General features: G+C 72.0%; 19 protein-coding genes and 1 riboswitch. Of the genes, 9 read left to right on the top strand and 10 right to left on the bottom strand.

Going from position 1 to position 20,863, the window contains the following annotated elements:
* The first annotated feature begins 245 nt into the window (after positions 1–245).
* Genes EDF24_RS08730 through EDF24_RS08720 form a run of 3 tightly spaced genes read left to right on the top strand, consistent with a single transcriptional unit; the run spans position 246 to position 3,567 of the window.
* The gene (locus tag EDF24_RS08730) at positions 246–785 is read left to right on the top strand and encodes a MarR family winged helix-turn-helix transcriptional regulator (RefSeq protein WP_123702276.1); all 540 of its coding nucleotides are present in this window, start codon (positions 246–248) and stop codon (positions 783–785) included.
* Positions 782–2,131: a deoxyribodipyrimidine photo-lyase gene (locus tag EDF24_RS08725; protein WP_123702274.1), complete on the top strand. Its 1,350-nt coding sequence runs from the start codon at positions 782–784 to the stop codon at positions 2,129–2,131. The genes EDF24_RS08730 and EDF24_RS08725 overlap by 4 nt, the downstream gene beginning before the upstream one ends.
* Complete coding sequence (locus tag EDF24_RS08720; RefSeq protein WP_123702272.1) at positions 2,128–3,567, top strand: serine hydrolase; 1,440 nt, start codon at positions 2,128–2,130, stop codon at positions 3,565–3,567. The genes EDF24_RS08725 and EDF24_RS08720 overlap by 4 nt, the downstream gene beginning before the upstream one ends.
* 71 nt (positions 3,568–3,638) lie before the next feature.
* On the opposite strand, the gene EDF24_RS08715 is transcribed toward EDF24_RS08720, so the two are convergent.
* Positions 3,639–4,613, bottom strand: a complete 975-nt coding sequence (locus EDF24_RS08715; protein WP_185021615.1) for a carbohydrate kinase family protein — start codon at positions 4,611–4,613, stop codon at positions 3,639–3,641.
* A gap of 162 nt (positions 4,614–4,775) precedes the next feature.
* Here EDF24_RS08715 and EDF24_RS08710 point away from each other — a divergent pair, with 162 nt between their 5' ends.
* Positions 4,776–5,351, top strand: a complete 576-nt coding sequence (locus EDF24_RS08710) for a TetR/AcrR family transcriptional regulator (protein ID WP_123702268.1) — start codon at positions 4,776–4,778, stop codon at positions 5,349–5,351.
* A gap of 126 nt (positions 5,352–5,477) precedes the next feature.
* On the opposite strand, the gene EDF24_RS08705 is transcribed toward EDF24_RS08710, so the two are convergent.
* The 5 genes from EDF24_RS08705 to EDF24_RS08685 form a co-directional block, all read right to left on the bottom strand.
* Entirely contained in the window at positions 5,478–6,092 is a 615-nt protein-coding gene (locus EDF24_RS08705; protein ID WP_123655526.1) for a superoxide dismutase, read from the bottom strand.
* Between the two features lie 45 nt (positions 6,093–6,137).
* Positions 6,138–6,647 (bottom strand): flavin reductase family protein, encoded by a 510-nt coding sequence (locus tag EDF24_RS08700; protein ID WP_123702266.1) that lies wholly within the window; start codon positions 6,645–6,647, stop codon positions 6,138–6,140.
* A 180-nt stretch (positions 6,648–6,827) separates the two neighbouring features.
* On the bottom strand, positions 6,828–8,351 hold the full coding sequence (locus EDF24_RS08695) for an MFS transporter (RefSeq protein ID WP_123655528.1): 1,524 nt from the start codon (positions 8,349–8,351) through the stop codon (positions 6,828–6,830).
* 191 nt (positions 8,352–8,542) lie between these two features.
* Complete coding sequence (locus EDF24_RS08690; RefSeq protein WP_123702264.1) at positions 8,543–9,613, bottom strand: LacI family DNA-binding transcriptional regulator; 1,071 nt, start codon at positions 9,611–9,613, stop codon at positions 8,543–8,545.
* Positions 9,592–11,634, bottom strand: a complete 2,043-nt coding sequence (locus EDF24_RS08685) for an aldo/keto reductase (protein WP_123702640.1) — start codon at positions 11,632–11,634, stop codon at positions 9,592–9,594. The genes EDF24_RS08690 and EDF24_RS08685 overlap by 22 nt, the downstream gene beginning before the upstream one ends.
* Before the next feature lie 183 nt (positions 11,635–11,817).
* Here EDF24_RS08685 and EDF24_RS08680 point away from each other — a divergent pair, with 183 nt between their 5' ends.
* From EDF24_RS08680 to EDF24_RS19145, 5 genes are all read left to right on the top strand, one after another.
* The gene (locus EDF24_RS08680) at positions 11,818–13,119 is read left to right on the top strand and encodes an extracellular solute-binding protein (protein ID WP_243698240.1); all 1,302 of its coding nucleotides are present in this window, start codon (positions 11,818–11,820) and stop codon (positions 13,117–13,119) included.
* A complete protein-coding gene (locus EDF24_RS08675; protein ID WP_123655534.1) occupies positions 13,116–14,159 on the top strand; it encodes a carbohydrate ABC transporter permease in 1,044 nt (347 codons plus the stop codon). Before EDF24_RS08680 ends, EDF24_RS08675 begins: the two co-directional genes overlap by 4 nt.
* Positions 14,156–15,073 carry a carbohydrate ABC transporter permease gene (locus tag EDF24_RS08670; RefSeq protein ID WP_260233394.1) on the top strand — a complete coding sequence of 306 codons (918 nt, stop codon included), beginning with the start codon at positions 14,156–14,158 and terminating at the stop codon, positions 15,071–15,073. The genes EDF24_RS08675 and EDF24_RS08670 overlap by 4 nt, the downstream gene beginning before the upstream one ends.
* Positions 15,074–15,129: 56 nt before the next feature.
* Positions 15,130–15,678 carry a TetR/AcrR family transcriptional regulator gene (locus EDF24_RS08665; RefSeq protein WP_123655535.1) on the top strand — a complete coding sequence of 183 codons (549 nt, stop codon included), beginning with the start codon at positions 15,130–15,132 and terminating at the stop codon, positions 15,676–15,678.
* A 67-nt stretch (positions 15,679–15,745) separates the two neighbouring features.
* Entirely contained in the window at positions 15,746–15,916 is a 171-nt protein-coding gene (locus EDF24_RS19145; RefSeq protein ID WP_165931383.1) for a hypothetical protein, read from the top strand.
* Between the two features lie 264 nt (positions 15,917–16,180).
* On the opposite strand, the gene ribH is transcribed toward EDF24_RS19145, so the two are convergent.
* The 4 genes from ribH to EDF24_RS08645 form a co-directional block, all read right to left on the bottom strand.
* A complete protein-coding gene (ribH, locus tag EDF24_RS08660) occupies positions 16,181–16,669 on the bottom strand; it encodes a 6,7-dimethyl-8-ribityllumazine synthase (RefSeq protein WP_123655536.1) in 489 nt (162 codons plus the stop codon).
* Positions 16,666–17,400 (bottom strand): 3,4-dihydroxy-2-butanone-4-phosphate synthase, encoded by a 735-nt coding sequence (gene ribB / locus EDF24_RS08655; protein ID WP_123655537.1) that lies wholly within the window; start codon positions 17,398–17,400, stop codon positions 16,666–16,668. The genes ribH and ribB overlap by 4 nt, the downstream gene beginning before the upstream one ends.
* Complete coding sequence (locus EDF24_RS08650; protein WP_123655538.1) at positions 17,400–18,050, bottom strand: riboflavin synthase; 651 nt, start codon at positions 18,048–18,050, stop codon at positions 17,400–17,402. The genes ribB and EDF24_RS08650 overlap by 1 nt, the downstream gene beginning before the upstream one ends.
* A gap of 109 nt (positions 18,051–18,159) precedes the next feature.
* Positions 18,160–18,294: riboswitch (FMN riboswitch) on the bottom strand.
* Positions 18,295–18,351: 57 nt separating this feature from the next.
* Entirely contained in the window at positions 18,352–20,859 is a 2,508-nt protein-coding gene (locus EDF24_RS08645) for a bifunctional lysylphosphatidylglycerol flippase/synthetase MprF (protein ID WP_123702262.1), read from the bottom strand.
* Positions 20,860–20,863: the final 4 nt, after the last annotated feature.

Below are 20,863 nucleotides of genomic sequence, written 5' to 3'. Positions count from 1 at the left end.
ACGTCGGCGGTTCCGGCTAGCGCCCGTTATCCGTTCGTTATACAGTCGGTGGTGCAGACGGTGTTTGCTGTGGCACCGGCTGCGGAATGTGATTGCAGGACACTCTTGGTGCAAGGGAGAGGGCCGGTCGCTCGTTGAGCGGCCGGCCCTCGTCCGTGTCCGGGGTCCGGCAGGCGCGTTGCTCGGTCCGAGTGTCCGACGCCCTCGGTAGGGTGGAAGACCACCGGACCAGAGGGAGCTCCACCGTGAACGACGAGGCGCGCGGCACCGACGGTGCCCGGACCGACGCCCACCGCAGCGAGAAAGCGGTCGCAGTCGGTGCCTGGGAAGCCCTGTTCCGGGCACAGGTCACGGTGATGCGGAACCTCAACACCGAGTTCCCGGGCGGCGAGATCTCGTTCAACGAGTACGACGTCTGCTTCAACCTCTCCACGCAGCCCGGGCGGCGCTGCCGGATGCGTGACCTCACCGGCCACCTCCTGCTCACCCAGCCGAGCGTCAGCCGTCTGGTCGACCGACTGGCCGCACGCGGCATCGTCGAGAAACAGCCGGACCCGACCGACGCCCGCGGCGTGATCGTCGCGCTCACCGCGCACGGGTTCGACGTCTACCGCGCCGTCGCCGTCCAGCACGCCGCGAGCATCGCCGCGCAGGTCAGCGCCGGACTGAGCGACAGCGAGCTCCGGACCCTGACCGAGCTCTGCACGAAGCTCCGTGTCGCCGCTGCCGACGTCCCCCCGGTGCGCCGCACCGTCGCCGTCCAGACCGACCCGGCGCCCGTGTGACCGGCGCCCTCGTCTGGCTCCGCGACGACCTCCGGCTCGCGGACAACCCGGCACTCCGCGCGGGGATCGACCACGGCGGCGACCTCACGGTGGTCTACGTCCTCGACGACGACAGCGACGGCATCCGGCCGCTGGGCGCCGCTGCCCGGTGGTGGCTGCACCAGTCGCTGACCTCGCTCGACGCCGACCTGCGGGCCCGCGGGTCCCGGCTCGTCCTGCGCCGGGGCGCGGCCGCCGACGTCATCCCCCGGCTCGTCGCCGACACCGGCGCGGACGGCGTGTTCTGGAACCGCCGGTACGGACCGGTCGAGCGCGACATCGACGCGGGGATCAAGTCCGCGCTGACCGACGCCGGCACCGAGGCGCACAGCTTCGCGGCGACGCTGCTCTGGGAACCGTGGACGGTGCTCAACGGTTCCGGTGAGCCGTACAAGGTGTTCACCCCCTTCTGGCGCGCGGCGCAGGCGATGCCCGAGCCACGGCACCCGCTCCCGAAGCCACGGGAGCTGCCGTCACCCTCGTCCGCCGACAGCGACGACCTGGCCGACTGGGCGCTCGTCCCGACCGCCCCGGACTGGGCCGGCGGACTCCGTGACGCCTGGGATCCCGGCGAGCACGGTGCGGCGAAGCTCCTCGAGGAATTCGTCGAGAACGCCCTCGAGGACTACGACCAGCGCGACGAACCCGCGATGGCCGCCACGAGCGACCTCTCCCCGCACCTCCGCTGGGGCGAGATCAGCCCCTACCAGGTGTGGCACCGGCTGCACGGCAGGCTCGAGCCGCACCAGCGGCAGCAGGCGCCCGCGTTCCTCCGGCAGCTGGCGTGGCGCGAGTTCAACTGGAACGAGTACTTCCACTCGGAGCAGCTCGCCACCGTGAACGTCCGGCGGGAGTTCGACGCATTCCCCTGGCGCACCCCGTCCGACGACGAACTCCAGCGCTGGTACCAGGGGCGCACCGGGTTCGACCTGGTGGACGCCGGCATGCGCGAGCTCTGGAGCTCCGGCGCAATGCACAACCGCGTCCGCCTGGCCGCGGCGAGCTTCCTCGTGAAGAACCTGCTCGTGGACTGGCGCGTCGGGGAGCAGTGGTTCTGGGACACCCTGGTGGACGCCGACGCCGCGAACAACCCGGGCAACTGGCAGTGGGTCGCCGGCTCCGGGTTCGACGCGGCGCCCTACTTCCGCGTGTTCAACCCGGACCGCCAGCTCGAACGCTTCGACAAGCACCGCGAGTACGTCCGCCGCTGGGTGCCCGCCGACGAGGACCGCCCCGAACCGATGGTCGACCTCCGCGAGACCCGCCAACGAGCCCTCGACGCCTACGACAGGATGCGCCGCGCATGACGACCACCAGCCCGGAGACCATCGCGCGGATCGACGAGCTCTTCCGGGAGCGTGTCGAGCGCGGTGTCGCCCCGAGCACCGTGTGGGGCGTCTTCGACGCGGACGGCCTCGTCGCGTCTGGCGGCCACGGCGACCGCGGGGACGGCCGCGCACCAGACGCCGACACCGTCTACCGGATCGCCTCGTGCACGAAGAGCATCACCGCGGCCACGCTCCTGACGCTCGTCGCGGCAGGCCGGGTCTCCCTCGACGCCCCGATCACCGACTTCGTGCCGGCGTTCGCCGACGTGGCACTGCCGACGCCGGACGCACCGATCCCCACGCTCCGGATGCTCCTGACGATGTCGGCGGGCTTCCCCACCGACGACCCGTGGGGTGACCGCCAGGAGTCGATCTCCGACGACGAACTCGACGCCGTCCTGCGGGCCGGGCTGCTGTTCGACTCCGTCCCCGGCACCGGCTTCGCGTACTCCAACCTCGGCTACGCGCTGCTCGGACGTGCCGTCGCGGTCGTGGCCGGGCGCCCCTTCGTCGAGGTCGCCCACGACGTGGTCCTCGAGCCGCTCGGTCTCGACGACACGGTCTTCGCGGCGGCCGACGCCCGCGGGTACGTCGTGACCGGTGCCCGCCCCTTCGAGGGCACCTGGGAACCACTCCCCCTGAGCGGCCCCGGCGCGTTCTCCCCGATCGGCGGCCTGTTCTCCACCGTCACCGACCTGGCTCGCTGGGCGCGACACCTGTCCTCGGCGTTCGCGCCGCTCCGTGCGCCGGGGTCCGTGGCCGAGGACGGCCCGGTCTCCCCCGCGGACCGCCGCCTCATGCAGCAGGCGATGCGGGTCATCCCGACGACGGTCCCCGGTTCCGGCCGGCCGGTCGGCTACGGCTTCGGGCTCTTCGTCGAGCAGGACGCCATGTACGGGCCGATCGCCTCGCACTCCGGCGGCTACCCGGGCTTCTCGGCGCACATGCGGTGGTCCGTCCGCTCGGGCCTGGGTGTCGTCGCGTTCGAGAACGCCACGCAGGCGAAGGTCTCCGTCGCGACCGAGGCCGCGCACGACCTGCTGCTCGCGGCCGACGTGCGGACCCGGCCGGCGCCCGTGAGCGTCCTCCCCGAGACGCGAGCCGCGCAGGCGGCCGTGTCGCGCCTCCTGGCCGGGTGGAGCGACGACCTGGCGGACGCGATCTGCACACCGAACGTGGCCATGGACGTGCCGTACGACCGGCGACGCGCCGCGATCGCCGCGGCGGCCGCCGCCGTCGGCGCCGACCTCGGTGCCGCGCCCGTCGCGGAGGCGTCGACGACGCCGACGCACCTGCGCTGGTGGCTGCCCGGCACCGCTGGACGGCTCCGGGTCGAGATCCGACTCGCTCCGCTCGCATCGGGGCGCGTCCAGACCCTGATCTGCACCGCGGAGCCCGTCGAAGCCGAAGGCTGACGCGCCGCGGGACCGCGCCGCGGGACCGCCCCGCGACCGCCGCACGACCGGCGCACGACCGCCGCACGACCTCAGACCGGCGGCCGCCCGCCGACGAACCCGAGCGCGCGAGCGGCGACCCGCGTGCCCTCCCGCGCGGCGGCCCCGACCCGCACCGGGTCGGTGGCCCAGGCACGGATGAAACCCGCCGCGAACGCGTCGCCGGCGCCGATCGTGTCGACGACCGTGGCCGCCGTGGCGGGCACGCGTTGCGGGGTCCGCCCCGGCCGTCCGACGAGGACACCGTCGTGCCCGAGCGTGACGACCACGAGCGGCACGGCCCGGGTCAGGATGCGGGCGGCCTCGACGACGTCGGGCGCTCCCGTGAGTGCGAGCGCCTCGGCCGCGCCGGGGACGAGCAGGTCGACCCCGGCGATCGCGTCGAGGAACGCGGGGCCGCCTACGGCTCGGACCACCGCCGCCGACGACGGGTCGAAGGACACGCGGGCCGGCCCCGAGCGAGCGCGGGCGACGAGGGCCGCCAGGCGTTCCACCCCGCCGGCGCCGAGCATCGCCTCCCCCGTGAGGTGCACGATGTCCGCACGGGCGACGAGCTCGTCCGGCACGTCGTCGGCGGTGATCAGCGAGCTCGCCGCGCCGTCGGACATCGACGTCCGGGCGCGCGCGTTCCGGACCGACACGACGACGCCGGTGGAGGTGCCGGCGTCGTGGTGGATGTGCGGCCGGACGCCCGCGTCCTCGAGCGCGCGGGCGTGCCGGTAGACGTCGTCCACTCCGACGCGCCCGACCAGGTCGACCTCGGCGCCGAGCCAGCCGAGCCAGGTCGCCGTGTTCCCCGCGGCCCCTGCGGGGCGGTGCCGGATGGACGCGGCCGGGTCGTGGTCGCCCGGCCCGGTGGCCCGGGTCTGCACGAGCACGCCGTCCAGCACGTCGCCGATCACCAGGAAGCGCTTCCCGACGCCGCGGCGACGGCCCGCGACCGCCCGTCCGCCGGCCGCCTCCGCGGGACGTGACGGGGGCACGGAACGCTCGGACGGCAGGGACATCCTCGGCAGTCTACGTGAACCCGAGGAAATCTCCACTTTGCGGGGCGAGCCTGCACCCCTCTTCAGATCACGGATGCGATGCGGACTCCCAGCCCGGCGCCGGACTCTGCCGGTAACATGTTTCATGATTGTGTTCTGATCCACCGCACGGCCGGAGACCCCATGCCCCGCAAGCCCGATCCGACCCTGAAGCCGGCGATCGTCGCCAAGGTCGCCCAGCACCTGCAGGACACCAAGCTCGAAGACGTCTCGGTCCGCAGCCTCGGCCGCGTCCTCGGCACCAGCGCGTACCCGATCGTTTACCACTTCGGCACCCGTGAAGCCCTCATCGACGCCGTGGTCGAGCACCTGGCGGAGCGCACCGCGACCGTCGCACTCGACCCTGACGCCGACGACCTCGGCCTCGCCGCCTACCTCGTCGCCGTCTTCGGCGGCCTCGACGACCCGGAGCGCTCCCTCGCGGCGCGGCTCACCTTCGAGCTCGGGTCGGTGGAGTCCCTCGACGGGCGCGACCGCGAACACGTCTTCCACCGCGCGCAGGTGGCCGCCATCGCGGCCTGGTGCACCACCCACGGCTACGGCGCCCGCGACGGGGAACGAGCGGCCCGCGGCGCGGTCCTCGCCGCCCGTGGCGCGCAGTGGGGCACCATCGTCGACCGCGAGCACACGGACATCGACGCCGTCCTGCGGGCGGTGGCCGACCGGCTCGTCTCCGGCGCGCGGTTCGCCACGGCCTGATGTGACGGACCGGGCGCCCGGTTCGCACGGCCTGACGGTGACGGACGTGCGGTGGGCGCGACCACGAACGGACGGGAGGCCCGGTGCCAGCTGGCACCGGGCCTCCCGTCCGTCAGGTCAGAGCGTTCAGAGCGTGACGAACGACTGCGACTTGGCGTTCGCGAAGCGAGCCGCGACGTTCTCCCAGTCGACGATGTTCCACACGGCCTTGACGTAGTCCGCCTTGACGTTGAGGTAGTCGAGGTAGAAGGCGTGCTCCCACATGTCGAGCATGAAGATCGGCACCAGGCCGAACGGCACGTTCGCCTGCTGGTCGAACAGCTGGAAGGTGGTGAGCTTCTGGCCGACGGTGTCCCAGGCGAGGACGGACCAGCCGGAGCCCTGGATGCCCGTGGCGACGGCGGTGAACTGGGCCTGGAACTTCTCGAACGAACCGAAGAACTCGTCGATCGCGGCGGCGAGCTCGCCCTCCGGGACCTTCGTGTCCGGGCCGAGGTTGGTCCAGAAGATCGAGTGGTTGACGTGACCGCCGAGGTTGAACGCGAGGTCCTTCTCGAGCTTGTTCACGTTCGCCAGGTTGCCCGACTCACGGGCCTCGGCGAGCTGCTGGAGCGCGGTGTTCGCACCCGTCACGTAGGTCTGGTGGTGCTTGTCGTGGTGCAGCTGCATGATCTTGCCGCTGATGTGCGGCTCGAGTGCGGCGTAGTCGTACGGCAGCTCCGGCAGGGTGTACTCAGCCATGTGAGTTCCTTTCGATCAGTGGATTGGCGGATGGTGCTCCGCGGCTCACGAGAGCCGGGAACGATCGGTGAGGGAGTGGAATTCCCGGTTGTGGTAGACCAGCGGCTCGCCCCGTTCGGAGCCGAGCACGATGTCCAGGACCTCGGCGACGACCACGGTCGAACTGCCGATCGGCGTCGTGGAGAGCGGACGGCAGCGGAGGGCGGACGCGGCGGACGGCAGGTAGCGGTCACCGGAGGGCAGCGTGCCCCAGATCGGGTCGTCGGCCGCCGGGCTGCCGGTGGACGCGAAGCGCTTGGCCAGGGCGACGCCGTGCGAGTCCATCAGGTGCACGACGAACAGCGGCGCTCCGAGGACGATGCCGGCCGACCCGGACTGGGTGGACAGCGAGAAGACCAGGACGGGCGGGTCGATCGCGACGCTCGCCACGCTCGAGGCGGTGAGCCCCGTCGGGCCGTCTGGCCCCTCGGCGGTGATGACGGCGACGCCGGCGGGGTGACCGCGGAACGCCGACTTGTACGCGTCCGCGATGGTGGCCGGTGCTGCTTCGGGCATGGGAGTCGTGGTCGTTCCTCGTTCGGGAGTGGGTGACCCGCTGTCCTGGCGGGCATCTCCCAACGTATGACCTCAACCTATGTTGAGGTCAACGATTCCCAGGTTCGCCTCATCCCGGGCGTGCCGGATGACGCCGTGTGACGCGGAGCGGCGGCGTCGCACGGTGCGGGGTGCGGCACCTCAGCGCCGCCGGAGCATCACGACGGCGCCGGCAGCGGCGACGACCATGAGCACCGCGGCGACGCCGGACGTGATCGTCACGCCGGAGTCGAACGCCGCCCGCGCCGAGTCGAGCAGCGCCTGACCGGCCGACCCGCCGAGCGAGGTCGCCGCGGACACCGCACCACCGAGCGTCTCCTGCGCCGCCGTGTGGGCCGAGGACGACAGCCCGCTCGGCACCGACACGTGCGCCCGGTACGCGGTCGCGAGGATCGTCCCGAGCACGGCCGTCCCGAGCACCGCACCGATCTCGTACGCCGTCTCGGAGACGGCCGAGGCCGCGCCGGCCTTGTCCGCCGGGGCGGTCGAGATGATGAGGTCGTTCGTGACGGTCTCGGACGCGCCGATCCCGATGCCGAGCAGCACGAACGCGAACGCCAGCGCCACGATCGACGCGTGGTGGCCGAGCACCGCGACCATCCCGTACGCGGCCGCCGAGAACAGCAGCGCGACGGCGACGACCCAGCGCGGTGCGACCCGGGCCACGATCGGCACGACGACGAGTCCGGCGACGATGGTCAGCACCGACCCGGGGACCAGCACGACGCCCGAGGTGAAGGGGTCGAGCCCGGCGACGAGCTGCAGGTGCTGGGCGATGAAGAACAGGAACCCGGTCAGCGAGAACATCGCCGCCATGTTCATCAGGACGCTGCCCGTGAACGCGGTGCTGCGGAACAGCCGGAGGTCGAGCATCGGGGTGCGGGTGCGGAGCTGCCGCCGCACGAAGGCGACGCCGCAGAGCACGCCGACGGCGACCATCGCGATCGCGAGGCCACGCTCCTCCGGGTGCACGATCGACTTGATCGCCCAGGCGATCGGCGCGAGGGTGCCGAGCGAGAGCAGCATGCTCGGGACGTCGACCGGCCCGGGGTTCCGGTCGCGGGACTCCGGCACGCAGAACGGCACGCCGACGAGCATGAGCACGAGGATCGGCACCGCGACGAGGAACACGCTCCCCCAGTGGAAGTGCGCGAGCAGCACGCCGCCGACGAGCGGGCCGAGGGCGTTGCCTGCGGCGAACATGGTCGACCAGACCGCGAGTGCCATCCGACGCTCCCCCGCGTGCGGGAACACGTTCCGGATGATCGACAGCGTCGCGGGCATGAGCATCGCGCCGAACACGCCCATGGCGATGCGGGCGGCGACGAGCATCCAGGCGTCGGTGGCGAAGGCCGCGGCGACCGAGAGCAGCGCGAACCCGGTGGCACCGATGACCAGGATCTTCCGGCGCCCGATGCGGTCGCCGATGCTGCCCATCACGACGAGGAGCCCGGCGAGCACGAGCGGGTACGCGTCCACGATCCAGAGCTGGGTGGTGGCGTCCGGGTCGAGGGCGCGGGAGATCGAGGGCAGCGCGAAGCTCAGGATCGTGTTGTCGATCGAGATGAGGAGGACGGGCAGCATCAGCACGGCGAGCGCCAGGAACCGTCGCGCCCGACTCGTGGTGACACGGGTGGCGATCGGGCTGGTGAGGAGTGCGGACATGGTGGTGCTCCACGGACTTCGAGGGTGTTGCTCCGGGCGCGGAAGTCGTCACGCCGCCCGGCAGGACCCGTCTACTGTACCGTCTGGACGGGTAACGTTGCAAACGCAACAAGGAGACGGTCTGGAGGCTCGTGACGACGCCGCCACGAGCCTCCAGGCCGTCTCCTGGCCCCCTCCAGGGCCCGCGGTCGCTAGGCGGACTCGCGCAGCAGCAGACGGTGGCGCACCGTGCGCTGCACGGTCGGACCGTTGCGCGGCAGCTCGCCCGCGAGCATGCCGAGGGCGAGGTCGAGCGCCTCGCGGGCGACCTCGTCGAGGTCCACCGCCAGCGTCGTGAGCTGCGGCGAGACGAGCGCGCCGAGCGGCAGCCCGTCGACGCCGACGACCCGCACGTCACCGGGGACGTCGACGCCGGCGCGACGGCAGGCCTGCAGCACGCCGAGCGCCATCACGTCGTTGAAGGCCAGGATCGCGTCGAGCCGACGCTTCCGGCCGAGGATGCGGACCGTCTCCTCGGCCCCGCACTCGGCGGTGCCGTGCGGTGCGTGCACGACGTCGGGCAGGTAGCCACGGCGGCGGAGCGCATCCGTCATGAGGACTCCGCGCACGCTCGTGTGCTCCGGCGAGGAGTTGTCGAGGACGACCGGGTGACGCACGCCGGTGGCGACGAGGTGGTCGGCGAGGACCTCGATCCCGTCGCTCGGGTCGATCCAGACCGCGGCGGTCGGCGGGTCCGAGGAGGGGTCGAGCTCGACCATCGGGACCGTGCCGAGCAGGTCGTTCCAGCGCTCACGGCGGTCCCCGAAGTACCCGATCACGACGTCCGTCTGCGCACCGAGCGCGGCGACCATCCGGTCCGGATCGCTCGCCAGGTCGACGTCCGCGAGCATCACGTTCCAGCCCTGCTCGGCGGCGAGCTGGAACACCGAGGCCGCGAGCTGCGGGGTGTACGGGTTCCTGAGGTCGTTGACCACGAGCCCGAGTTGGTGATCGCCGCCGGTGACCAGGCCGCGGCCGAACCGCGACGGCCGGTAGCGGAGCTGCTCCGCGACCGCGAGCACCCGTTCCTTCGTCGCGGCGCTGATGCCGGTCATCCCGTTCATCGCACGGGTGACGGTCTGCCGGGACACCCCGGCGGCCGTGGCGACGTCGATGATCGTCGCCCGGCCGCCGGGGGTGTGGTCGCTGACCTGGCCGACGCTGCCGGCGCCGGTGGCGTCGGTTGCGCCTGTGGCGTCGGTCAGTCGCGGAGGTCCAGCCATGCCACCTGTTCCGGAGTGAGTTCGACGGAGAGCCCCGTCATGGAGGAACGGGCTTCCGCGATCGTACGCGGTCCGAAGAGCGGGAACGTCGGGAACGGCTGGTTGAGGACGTACGCCAGGGCGATCGCCGTCGCCGGGACGCCGAACTGCGCGCCGAGCTCGGACGCCCGGCGCAGTCGCTCGAAGTTCTCGTCGGAGTAGTAGCAGCGGACGAGCTCGGCGTCGCTGGTGTCCTCTGGCGTCGCACGGCCGGTGAAGAAGCCGCGGGCCTGCGACGACCACGGCAGCAGCGGCACCTGACGCTCCTCGAGCCACGCCTTCGACGCCGCGTCCGTGACGTGGCGGCAGCCGGCCCACGGCACGTCGTACGCCTCGGCCAGGCCGAAGTGGTTGCTCAGGACCTCGAACTCGTGCTTCCCGTTGGCGCGGGCGTACGCGTTCGCCTCGTCGAACCGGGCGAGGCTCCAGTTCGAGCCGCCGTAGACACGGATCCGGCCGGCGCGACGGTGCTCGTCGAGGACGTCGACGAACTCCCCGACGGGGATGTCCTCGTTGTCGCGGTGCATCATGTAGATGTCCGCGTAGTCGGTGCCCTGGCGGTCGAGGCTCTCCAGGAGCTGGCGGCTGAGGGACTCCGGGTCGCAGTACGGGGTGTGTGCGCCCTTGGTGATGACGACCACGTCCTCACGGATGCCGCGGTTCTGGATCCACTTGCCGAGCCGCCCTTCGAGCACCCCGCCGCCGTAGATGTAGCCGGTGTCGAAGACGTTGCCGCCCTGCTCGACGAACAGGTCGAAGATGGCGCTGGCGTGCGCCAGGTCCGGCTGGTTGTCGACGCCCATCACCAGACGGGACATCCGCTTGCCGACGCCGGGGATCTCCCCGAACCGCATCGGGTTGCCGTCCTGCACGGCCAGCGGGCGGCCGCTCACCGTGGGGATGTCCGCGGTCTCGGCCTCGAACGGGTAGCGCAGGTCGATCGCGGCGCGCCACTTGTCGAGCGTGCGGGCGGTGGCGAGCGACTCGTCGAGCGTGTACTCGGGCACGTCCACGCGACCCGCAGCGAGGGCCGCGGTCGTGGCGTCGGCTTCGAGCGCGTACGGCTTCGCACCGGCGAAGGACAGCGTGCGCGGGTCCTCGTCGACGGTGCGGATCTCGATCGTCGGGTCGTCGCCGAGGGTCCACGGGTCGGTGAGCGTGATCTTGCCGGTGGTGCCGTGCACCGTGACGGCGTTGTCGTCCTGCACGCGGACGCCGGTGCGGACGTCGGCGGTGATGCCGCCCTTGTACGTCAGCGTCGCGGTGGTCCACTCGTCGACGCCGGTCGGCCCGAGGGTCCCCGCGGCGGTGAGCTCGGTCGGCTCGGCGACGGCGACACCGGTCGCGGCCTGGACGATCGCGGCCGCCATCGTCACCGGGTAGCCGCCGACGTCGAGGATGCCGCCACCCGCGGTGTCGACGTCGAACAGTCGACCGGTCCGGGACCCGGCGCGGAACGCGAACGACGCGTCGATGTGGGTCACGTCGCCGATCGCGCCCTGGCGGACGAGGTCGAGGAGCGCGGCGGTCTGCGGGTGGAAGCGGTACATGTACGCCTCGACGAGCGGGAGCCCCGCCTGCCTGGCGGCGTCCGCGAGTGCCATCGAGGTGCCGTGGTTCGGCGACAGCGGCTTCTCGCAGAGGACGGCCTTGCCCGCGGCGAGCGCGGCGAGCACGAGGTGCGCGTGCCCGGTGTGCACGGTCGAGACGTAGACGGCGTCGACGTCCGGGTCGGCCAGGACCTCGTCGTAGGTGCGGGCGGCGACGTCCGCGAAGCCGTGGTCGACGGCGTCGTCCGCGAAGGCCTGCGCCCGCTCGGTCGAGGAGCTGCCGGCGGCGACGAGGGTGGCCCCGGCAGCGCTCGCGGGCAGCTGGGAGAGGAAGCGGCGGGCGATGCTGCCCGGCCCGAGGACGGCCCATCCCGGGGTGTCGTGGGTGGCCCCGGTCGGGGTGCCTGCGGTGGTCGCGGTCTGCGCTGACATGCGGATCCTGTTCGTCTCGTGAACCTTCACGGTCACGACGACGGTAACGCGCCCGCCCCGGTGCCGCAACGCAATCGTTGCTTGACACGGCGTGTCGGTCAGAGCATGCTCTGATCCACTTCGTGAGCGTTCACGGTCGAGCGTTCACGGCAACCGATCTCAACGACGAGAGCAGGTCCAGAAGTGACAGCAACGCCATCGATCAGTCTCAGCCGGCGGGGGTTCCTCGCCGGCGCAGGTGCCCTCGGCGCCGCCGCCCTCCTTGCCGGGTGTTCGACCGGCACGTCCATCTCGAAGGACCCCGACGAACTCGTCCTCTGGTACTGGAACCGGTCGCTCGACCCGAAGTTCCTCAAGCGGGCCGCTGCCGGGATCGACGGGCACCGGCCGATGCGCCTCCGCCCCGACCTCATCGGCGGGGCGTCGTACGACACGAAGTTCCGGACCGCGCTCGCCGGCAACGCGTTCATCCCCGACGTGCTCATGGTCAACTCGAACTGCTGGCTGTACTTCCCCGACGAGGACCTCTTCACCGACTTCGACGAGCACGGGGGCACCGCGAAGAAGAGCGAGTACTACGACTGGAAGCGCGCCCTCGGCACCACTCCGAGCGGCCGGCAGTGCTTCTGGCCGGTCGACACCGGGCCAACCGGGTTCTTCTACCGGCAGGACGTCCTCGCGAAGGCCGGACTGCCGACGGACCCGGACGAGGTGTCCGCCTCGATCACCACCTGGGACGACTTCCGGAAGCTCGGCGCGACGCTCCGCAAGAAGGCCGACGTCGCGACGGTGATCACGGCGAACCAGCTCTTCAACCAGTACGTGTACGCCAGTCCCACCCGGTACTTCGACCGCGACGACCAGCCCGTGTTCGAGCGGGACGACAGCAGCATCCGCAAGGCGTGGGAGAACGCCGTCGCGTGTGCGAAGTCCGGCGTGACCGGCAACCTGCAGTCCGGCACCGACCAGAACGCCGGGTGGGTGTCGGGCCGCGTGGCGGGGCAGATCGAGGGCGCCTGGTGGACGCAGGTGATCCACGACACCGCGCCGGACTCGTCCGGGCAGTGGCGCATCGCACGCCAGCCGGAGCGTCCGGGCAACAGCGGCGGCTCGTTCCTCGCCGTCCCGAAGACGTCGAAGAACCCCGCGGCCGCCGTGGCCTTCGCGCAGTGGATCACCTCCCCCGAGGTGCAATCGCACACCTACAACGACATCCAGCTGTTCCCGTCGACGCCGTCGTCGTTCGAGAACGGCCTGATGCAGAACCCCGGTGACTTCTTCGGTGACCAGGACCCGCTCGGGTTCTTCAGCGACACCGCGATGGACGTCCCCGTCACCTACATCTCGAACAACGAACGGTTCATCGGCGCCTTCGCGACCGAGATCACCAACGTCGAGGCCGCCGGCAAGGACCCGGACCGGGCCTGGCAGGACGCCGTCGACCAGACCAACCGTGTCCTCGAGAAGCGCGGGGTCGCCGCATGAGCACCAAGCAGGCCCCGCCCACGACGAGCATCCCCGCCGTCGTCGGGACGCCCACCTCCTCCATCACGACCGCTGCCACCGGGAAGCGGTTCGGTCTCCGGCGGTTCTGGCCGCAATATGTGGCGATCGCGCCGTTCTACGTCCTGTTCCTCGTCTTCGGGCTCTTCCCGATCGTGTTCTCGATCGTGCTGTCCTTCACCGACTGGGACGGCATCGGCGCGCCCGCGTGGGTCGGGTTCGCGCAGTACGAGTACCTGCTCGGCGACCCGCGCTTCTGGAACGCCGTCGCGAACACCTTCCTCATCTGGATCATGTCGACGATCCCGATGCTCTTCCTGGCGCTCGTGCTGGCGTTCCTGCTGCACGGGAACATCCGCGCGAAGGGCTTCTACCGGGTGGCGTTCTTCATCCCGAACGTCACGAGCATGGTCGCGATGGCGATCGTGTTCGGCTCGGTCTTCTCCGACGGCTTCGGCCTGGTGAACGCCGCGCTCCGGACGCTCGGCGCCGACCCGGTCGGGTGGCTGTCGTCGTACTGGGGCATCAAGGTCACGATCTCGGTGATGGTGATCTGGCGCTGGACCGGCTACAACGCGATCATCTACCTGGCCGGGCTGCAGTCGATCCCGACGGAGCTGTACGACGCCGCGAAGGTCGACGGCGCGAACACCTGGCAGATCTTCTCCCGCATCACCGTCCCGCTCCTCCGGCCGGTGATCCTGTTCACGCTCATCACGTCCACGATCGGCGGGCTGGGGCTCTTCACCGAGCCACAGATCCTGTTCAACGGCGGTTCGGTCGGTGGCCCGGACGAGGCCGGCATGACGATCGTGCTCTACCAGTACGAGCAGGCGTTCAACCAGTTCGACTTCGGCTACGGGTCGGCGATCGCCTGGGTGCTGTTCCTCTTCTCGGTGGTCTTCGCGATCATCAACTGGCGCCTGCTCAGCGAACGCGACGGCCTGAAGACACCGAGGCGTCTGCGCACCGCGCGCACCGTCCGTCCCGTCCGCTCGACCACGAAGGGGGTCGACGCATGACCGCGACACAGCCCACCACCACGACCACGAACACCGCCGCCGCCCTCGGGCGCCCCGGTGCCGCCGGAGACGACCGGCGCCACGGCTTCCGCCGCGGCTGGGTCGGGACGCTCGTCACCCACGTCTGCCTGGTGGTCGGGGTGGTGCTCTCGATCTTCCCGTTCTACTGGCTCCTCGTGATGTCCACGTCGACGAACGCGGAGATCTTCGGGTACCCGCCATCGATGTGGTTCGGCAGCAACGCGATGGCGAACGTCGCGTCGGTGTTCGCGAACGTGGACATGCTCCGGGCGCTGCTGAACACCGTGATCGTCGCCGGCAGCACCGCGGTCCTCGTGATGGTGTTCGACTCGCTCGCGGCGTTCGCGTTCGCGAAGTACGAGTTCCCGTTCAAGCGGTCGCTCTTCACCGTGATGCTCGCCACGTTCCTCGTCCCCGGCAGCCTGTCCCTGGTGCCGAGCTTCGTGCTGATGTCGCACCTCGGGTGGATCGGCGGGCTGCAGGCGCTCATCGTCCCGGGAGCCGCGAACGCGTTCGGGATCTTCCTCCTCCGGCAGTTCGCGACCGGGTCGATCCCGAACGAGATCATCGACTCCGCCCGGGTCGACGGCGCCGGGTTCTTCCGGACCTGGTGGTCGATCGCGGTGCCGATGCTCCGCGGTGGCCTCGCGTTCCTCGGGATCTTCACGTTCATCACCGCCTGGAACGACTACGTCTGGCCGTTGATCGTGCTGATCGACCCGAAGGGGCAGACGCTCCAGGTGGCCCTCGCCGGGCTGAGCTCGGTGAACGCCACCGACCTCGGCGCGGTGATGGCCGGTGCGGTGATCAGCGTCTTCCCGCTGATCGGGGTGTTCATCATCGGGTCGCGGCACTTCATCGCGAACATCGCGGCCGGTGCGCTGAAGGGCTGACGGTGCGGGCGGCGGGGCAGTGCGTCCCGCCGCCCGGCACTCCCTAGACTCCCCCTATGGCAAGTGCTCGCGACCGCGTCCTCGACAGCTTCGTCGCCATCGTCTGCGAAGAGGGCGAGCGCACCGCCACCCTCGACGCCGTCGCCGCGCGGGCGGGGGTGTCAAAGGGCGGCCTGCTCTACCACTTCGGCTCGAAGGCGGCCCTGGTCGAGGGACTCTGCGACCGGCTCGCCGACCTCTCCGCGATCGACGTCGACCGGATGCGGGACGCCGAGGACGGCCCCGCCCGCTACTTCGTCCGCAACTGCCAGTTCGTCGGCAGCGAGCTCGACCTGGCGCTCCTCGCCGCCAGCCGGCTGCAGCAGGCCGGGTACGAAGAGGCCGGCCGCACCCTCGACGAGACCGAGAACGCCTGGCTCGCGACCCTCGTCGACGCGCTCGGCGACGCGCCGACCGCGCAGGCGATCAAGCTGATGGGCGACGGTCTGTACCACGCCGCCTCGCTCGGAGCGGCGAGCGACGTCCGGCCCGACCGCGCGACCGTCGACATGGAGTCGCTCCTGGTCGTGGTGGACCGACTCGTGTCCACGAAGCCCGCTGCGTGAACCAGCACGCCCCTGCCTGGGGATAGACTGGGGACGATCCACCCGCCTGATCTCCGGAGGTACCACTGTGGGCCGCGTCATCGCCGCTGTTTTCTCGATCCTGCTCCTGCTGGTGTCGATGTACCTGTTCGGCGTCGCGTTCCAGGTGAGCTCGGGCCAGGCATTCGTCTTCCTGGGCGGCGTGCTGCTCATGTCGCTCTCGTTCTTCCTGCCGATCCACGTGTTCGGCAAGCGCTGAGTCAGCGCACCTGAACGGGCCCCGCACCTCTCGGTGCGGGGCCCGTTCTGCGTCCGGGCGCCGTCGTTGCCCCTGCGGAACCGCGTTCCGGACATGCGCCCTGGTCGCGGTCGCGCCCCGATACGCACATCGCGCCCCGTTGTGACGGGGCGCGATGTCTGCGCGGGGGCGCGAAGGCCGCGTGCGTGACGACCGGCGCGGAGCGCGGGTGTCGCCGCGGAGCGCGGGTGTCGCCGCGGAGCGCGGGTGTCGGCGCGGGGTGGGTCAGGCCGGGACGGAGGCGCCGCGCAGGGTGCGGAGCGTGACCGCGGTCGCGATGGCGGCGTGCGCGGCCTCGGCGCCCTTGTCCTCCTTCGAGCCGGGCAGGCCGGCGCGGTCGATGCCCTGCTGCTCGTCGTCGAGGGTGAGCACCCCGAAGCCGACGGGCTTCCCGGTCTCGATCGCCACGCGGGTGAGCCCACTCGTCGCCGCGTCGGACACGTACTCGAAGTGCGGGGTGCCCCCGCGGATGATCACGCCGAGGGCGACCGCGGCGTCGAAGCCGTTCTCGAGCGCCGTCTTCGCCACGACCGGCAGTTCGAAGCTGCCGGGGACCGGGAGCACGGTGGCCTCGGCGCCGAGGCGCTCGACCTCTCGCTGGGCTCCGGCGAGGAGCCCCGCCGCGATCGTGTCGTGCCACTGCCCGGCGACGATCGCCACCCGGATGCCGCTGCCGTCGACCTGGTCGCGGTCTGCCGCGCCTGCTCCGCTCATCGTGCTGTTCCTTCCGTGGGGGCGACGTCCGTCGCCGCCCGGTCTGCCGCGTCGAGCCACTCGACGAGTGCGGCGATGGTGATGACGGGCACGCCGGCGCGTGCCCCGAGTTCGACGAGGCGCGGCAGACGCATCATGCTGCCGTCCTCGTCGACGATCTCGCAGATCGCGGCGGCCGGACGGAGCCCGGCTGCCGTGACGAGCTCGATCGCGGCTTCGGTGTGGCCCGCGCGTTCGCGGACGCCGCCGGGGCGCGCCCGCAGCGGGACGACGTGCCCGGGACGGTGCAGGTCGGCGCGGACCGACGTCGGGTCGGCGAGGACCCGGAGCGTCCGGGCACGGTCGTGCGCGCTGATGCCCGTCGTGATCCCGGCCGCGGCGTCGACCGTGACGGTGTAGGCGGTGCCGCGGGGGTCCTCGTTGGTCTCGACCATCGGCGGGAGGTCCAGCGCGTCGGCGATCGCCGCGCTCACCGGGGCGCAGATGAACCCGGACGAGTGCGCGACGGTCCAGGCGATCCACTCCGGGGAGGCGAGCTCGGCCGAGAGGATCACGTCGCCCTCGTTCTCACGGTCCTCGTCGTCGGCGACGATCACGGGACGCCCGGCGGCGATGGCGGCGACGGCGTCGTCGATGCTCGCCAGACCCTGGACGCGTGCCGGGGCGTACTCGTGGCCGACACCGGGCACCGGAGTCGCCACGTCGTCGACGTGCCGTGTCTCGGCGACCATCACCGGGCCTCCAGGCTGTCTTCCAGGACCTGCGCGGCGGCGTCGAGCCGCAGCATCCGCCGGACGTGCCGGGCGAGGACGTCGGTCTCGACGTTGACCCGGTCGCCCGGGACGCGGTCGCCGAGCGTCGTCGCCGCGAGGGTCTCCGGGATCAGGTTGACCTCGAACCAGGCGTCCGACGGGGCGGTCGTCTCGGTGGAGACGGCGCTCACCGTGAGCGAGACGCCGTCGAGCGCGATCGAGCCCTTGTCGACGACGAGGGGGCTGAGCTCCGGCGTGAGCGCGAACCGGACCCGGCGCCACCCGTCGCCGTCCGCGGTCTCGAGCACCGTCGCGGTGCCGTCGACGTGCCCCTGGACGATGTGGCCACCGAGTCGGTCGCCGACGGAGGCTGCGCGCTCGAGGTTGACCGGGTCCCCCACGCGGAGGGAGCCGTGCGCGCTCATGTCGAGCGTCTGCTTCATCACGAACGCCGTGAAGGTGTCCGGGGTCTGCTCGACGACGGTGAGGCAGACGCCGCTCGTCGCGATCGAGTCGCCGTGCTGCGCGTCCGCGACCACGAGCGGGCCACGGATGGTGAGCGCGACGGAGTCGCCGCGCTGGTCGACGGCGGTGACGGTGCCGAGTTCCTCGATGATGCCGGTGAACACTGGTGTCCTCTCAACGGGACTCCGGGTGTGCACGACGGTCGTCGGCAGAGCGGCAGGAACGCCCGGTCCGGGATCCGTGATGGACCTCCGGGTTCGGTCGTGCCTTCCGCCAGCGCGCCTCCCATCCGGACTCTCACCGTCGGTCCCGGAGTTTCACCGAGTCAGCACCGGCCGGGAGTTCACCCGTCCGACGCTCGTGGACTGTCACCACCGGTTCGGAATTACACCGACCCCGGAGCGCTTGCGTACCCGGAACGATACCCCAGGCGTGCGACGGCGGCGCTGCCGGGGTCACGAACCGTCATGCGTTCCGGCCGCGCGCCAGGGCCACCGCCTGTCGGAGGGACAGGTCGGGGAGGTACGCGCGGACGACCGCGACGCCGATCGCCGGGAGCGCGACCGGATCCGGGTACGCGAGCACCAGCGGGTGCAGCTCCGGGCCGAACTTCAGCTTGAACCGGAGGAGCGAGCGGAACCCGTAGACCGGCTCGAGCACACCGCCCACGAGGTCGAGGAGGGTCTGCACGCCATCGGTCGCCTGCGCCTGCGCCTGCGCCTGGGGCGCCGGCGCGGGGGGTGCCTGCGCGAGGGGTGCCGCGGAGAGGCTGAGCCGTTCGATCCCGTCGGTGCGCATCCGGTCGGCGGCGCTCGCGACGAGGAACTCCATGACGCCGTTCGGTGCCGCGCCCGTCCGCCGCATCACGTCGAGGGTCCAGCCGACCACCCGTCCCTGGCGGTACGAGGGCAGCCAGCTCGTGACGGCGAGGACCGTGCCACCGGAGTCCTGCGCCACCAGCGTGCGGACCGCGGGGTCCCGCATCTCGTCGACCCCGCCGAGGGTGAAGCCCATCTCCGGGAGCTCGCGGTCCGCGACCCACTCCTCCGAGATCGCCTCGATCTGCCGCGTCGTCGCCGCCGGCAGGTCCTGCCAGCTCGCCCACGTCGCGGTGGTCCCCTCGCGCGCGGCGCGGTTCACCGAGGTGCGGACGTCCTGCTTCTTCTTGCCGCTGGTCGTCCAGTCGCGGGGGTCGAAGTCGGCGTCCTCCGCGACGGGCAGCGTTCCCCAGCCGAGTGCGCGCAGCGGCGAGGCGACCGCCTCGTCGACGCCGTAGAACACCGGCGTCCAGCCGTTGTCGTCGCAGTGACGGGCGAAGGCGGCGAGCGCCGGGACCCGCGCGTCGTCGTAGCCGAAGGGACCACCGAGCGTCACGGCGACGGTGCCGTTCCGTCGGTACGCGACCCCCGCCCGGCCGTCCTCGGCGAACCAGTACGCGTTGCCGCGCCACGTCGTCATCCACCCGAAGGTGTCGCCACCGCCTGCGGTCAGGAGGGCACGGGCGCGGTCGCGCGCCGCGCGGGTGCCGTCGGCGTCCGTGTCCTGCGGCGCCGCTCCGGTGGGCCGGATCGCGGCGATGGCGACGACGAGCCAGAGCAGCGGGCCGGCGATCCCGAGGGTGAACCGCAGGCCGGGGTCGAGCGCCGGCACCTGCTCCCAGAACGTGACCGGTGCGACGGGGCCGAGCGCGGCGACGACGATCCGCCAGGGGTCTTCGACACGGGTCGGCGAGGCGTCCGCGACGACCAGCATCGCGGCGACGAGGACGCCGGCCGCGACGAGGACGACCACCGCGAACCCGGCGACCCGGCGCCGGGTCGGGAGCACGGTGAACGACCGCCGCAGGACGACCAGCACGACGGCGGTCGCGAGGGGGACGACGACGGACGCGGCGATCGAGAGCGTGACGAGGAACCGGTCCTCGACGCCCTGCAGCCGCCCCTGCACCGCACCGTACGTGACGGCGGCAGCGACGGCCGTGACCGTGTCGACGACCACCACGAGCCAGACGGCGAACCGGCTGCCGCGGAAGAGCCCGAGCCCACCGACGACGAGGACGAGGAGCGGGGGGACCGCGAGGAGCAGCGTCCACGGGTCCGTCGCGCGGTACGCGAGGAGGCCGCGCAGGCACTCCCCCGAGGTCCTCGCCACCGCGCCGGCGGTGTCGGACGTGCAGCCGGAGACCGGCGTCACCGGGCCGGAGCCGACGACCGCCGCGATCGGCGCGAGGATCCCGACCCGGGCCCGGGACACCAGGGCGATCACCGGGCCGATCGCCGACACCAGCACGACGGTGCCGAGGAGCACCCGCGTCTCCCGGTGGGAGCTCCGCGTCCACCCGGTGCGCTTCGGCGTCCGGCGGAGCAGCTCGCCGAGCGCCCACCCGGCCCCCGCCGCGAGCACCGCGTACAGGTCGGACGCGTGCCCGGCGTAGAGGAAGAGCGCTGCGACGACCGCCAGGGTGTTCACCCGGATCCGGCGGCGCCACAGCGGACCGGCGAAGGCGCTCGCGGTGGCGACGGTCCCGACGACCGCCGTCCACGGGTCGAAGCTCGTCGCCCGTCCGAGGAGCAGCGCTCCGACGTCCCGGCCGTCCAGGTCGACGAACGCGCTCAGCGCACCGAGCCCGGTGCCGACGACGGTCGTCAGGACGAACGCGACCGCCGTCCGCCACGACCCCATCAGGCGCTCGGACGCACCGACGAGCACGACGACCCCGGCGAGGGTGAGGAGGAGCGCGGCGGCACCCGTCGAGACCGCGAAGACCCGGAGCGGGCCGAAGGACTCCGTGGTGCTCGTCGCGTGCGACACCCGCATCACGATGCCCACGGCGGAGGTGGCGACCACGAGGGCGACGATCACGGCGGTGACGGGGTACCGACGGAGGGTGCGGGTGACCGTGGCGCCGGCGGAGCTGCGCGTCGCTGCGCGGCGCTCGTCGCGGGTCACCGGGGGCCCGCCGTCGCGGGTCACCGGG

Origin of the sequence: Curtobacterium sp. PhB130, from assembly GCF_003755165.1 — a bacterium.
Classification (GTDB): Bacteria; Actinomycetota; Actinomycetes; order Actinomycetales; family Microbacteriaceae; genus Curtobacterium.
The sequence above is the reverse complement of the archived record's forward strand: the minus strand, read 5'-3'. Positions and strand labels throughout refer to the sequence as shown.

What these genes read in the sequence shown, in the direction of transcription:
- EDF24_RS08720 (WP_123702272.1), top strand. Translation starts at nt 2,128, where the DNA reads ATGACGACCACCAGCCCGGAGACCATCGCGCGGATCGACGAGCTCTTC.
- EDF24_RS08715 (WP_185021615.1), bottom strand. Translation starts at nt 4,613, where the DNA reads ATGTCCCTGCCGTCCGAGCGTTCCGTGCCCCCGTCACGTCCCGCGGAG.
- EDF24_RS08710 (WP_123702268.1), top strand. Translation starts at nt 4,776, where the DNA reads ATGCCCCGCAAGCCCGATCCGACCCTGAAGCCGGCGATCGTCGCCAAG.
- EDF24_RS08705 (WP_123655526.1), bottom strand. Translation starts at nt 6,092, where the DNA reads ATGGCTGAGTACACCCTGCCGGAGCTGCCGTACGACTACGCCGCACTC.
- EDF24_RS08700 (WP_123702266.1), bottom strand. Translation starts at nt 6,647, where the DNA reads ATGCCCGAAGCAGCACCGGCCACCATCGCGGACGCGTACAAGTCGGCG.
- EDF24_RS08695 (WP_123655528.1), bottom strand. Translation starts at nt 8,351, where the DNA reads ATGTCCGCACTCCTCACCAGCCCGATCGCCACCCGTGTCACCACGAGT.
- EDF24_RS08690 (WP_123702264.1), bottom strand. Translation starts at nt 9,613, where the DNA reads ATGGCTGGACCTCCGCGACTGACCGACGCCACAGGCGCAACCGACGCC.
- EDF24_RS08685 (WP_123702640.1), bottom strand. Translation starts at nt 11,634, where the DNA reads ATGTCAGCGCAGACCGCGACCACCGCAGGCACCCCGACCGGGGCCACC.
- EDF24_RS08675 (WP_123655534.1), top strand. Translation starts at nt 13,116, where the DNA reads ATGAGCACCAAGCAGGCCCCGCCCACGACGAGCATCCCCGCCGTCGTC.
- EDF24_RS08670 (WP_260233394.1), top strand. Translation starts at nt 14,156, where the DNA reads ATGACCGCGACACAGCCCACCACCACGACCACGAACACCGCCGCCGCC.
- EDF24_RS08665 (WP_123655535.1), top strand. Translation starts at nt 15,130, where the DNA reads ATGGCAAGTGCTCGCGACCGCGTCCTCGACAGCTTCGTCGCCATCGTC.
- ribH (WP_123655536.1), bottom strand. Translation starts at nt 16,669, where the DNA reads ATGAGCGGAGCAGGCGCGGCAGACCGCGACCAGGTCGACGGCAGCGGC.
- ribB (WP_123655537.1), bottom strand. Translation starts at nt 17,400, where the DNA reads ATGGTCGCCGAGACACGGCACGTCGACGACGTGGCGACTCCGGTGCCC.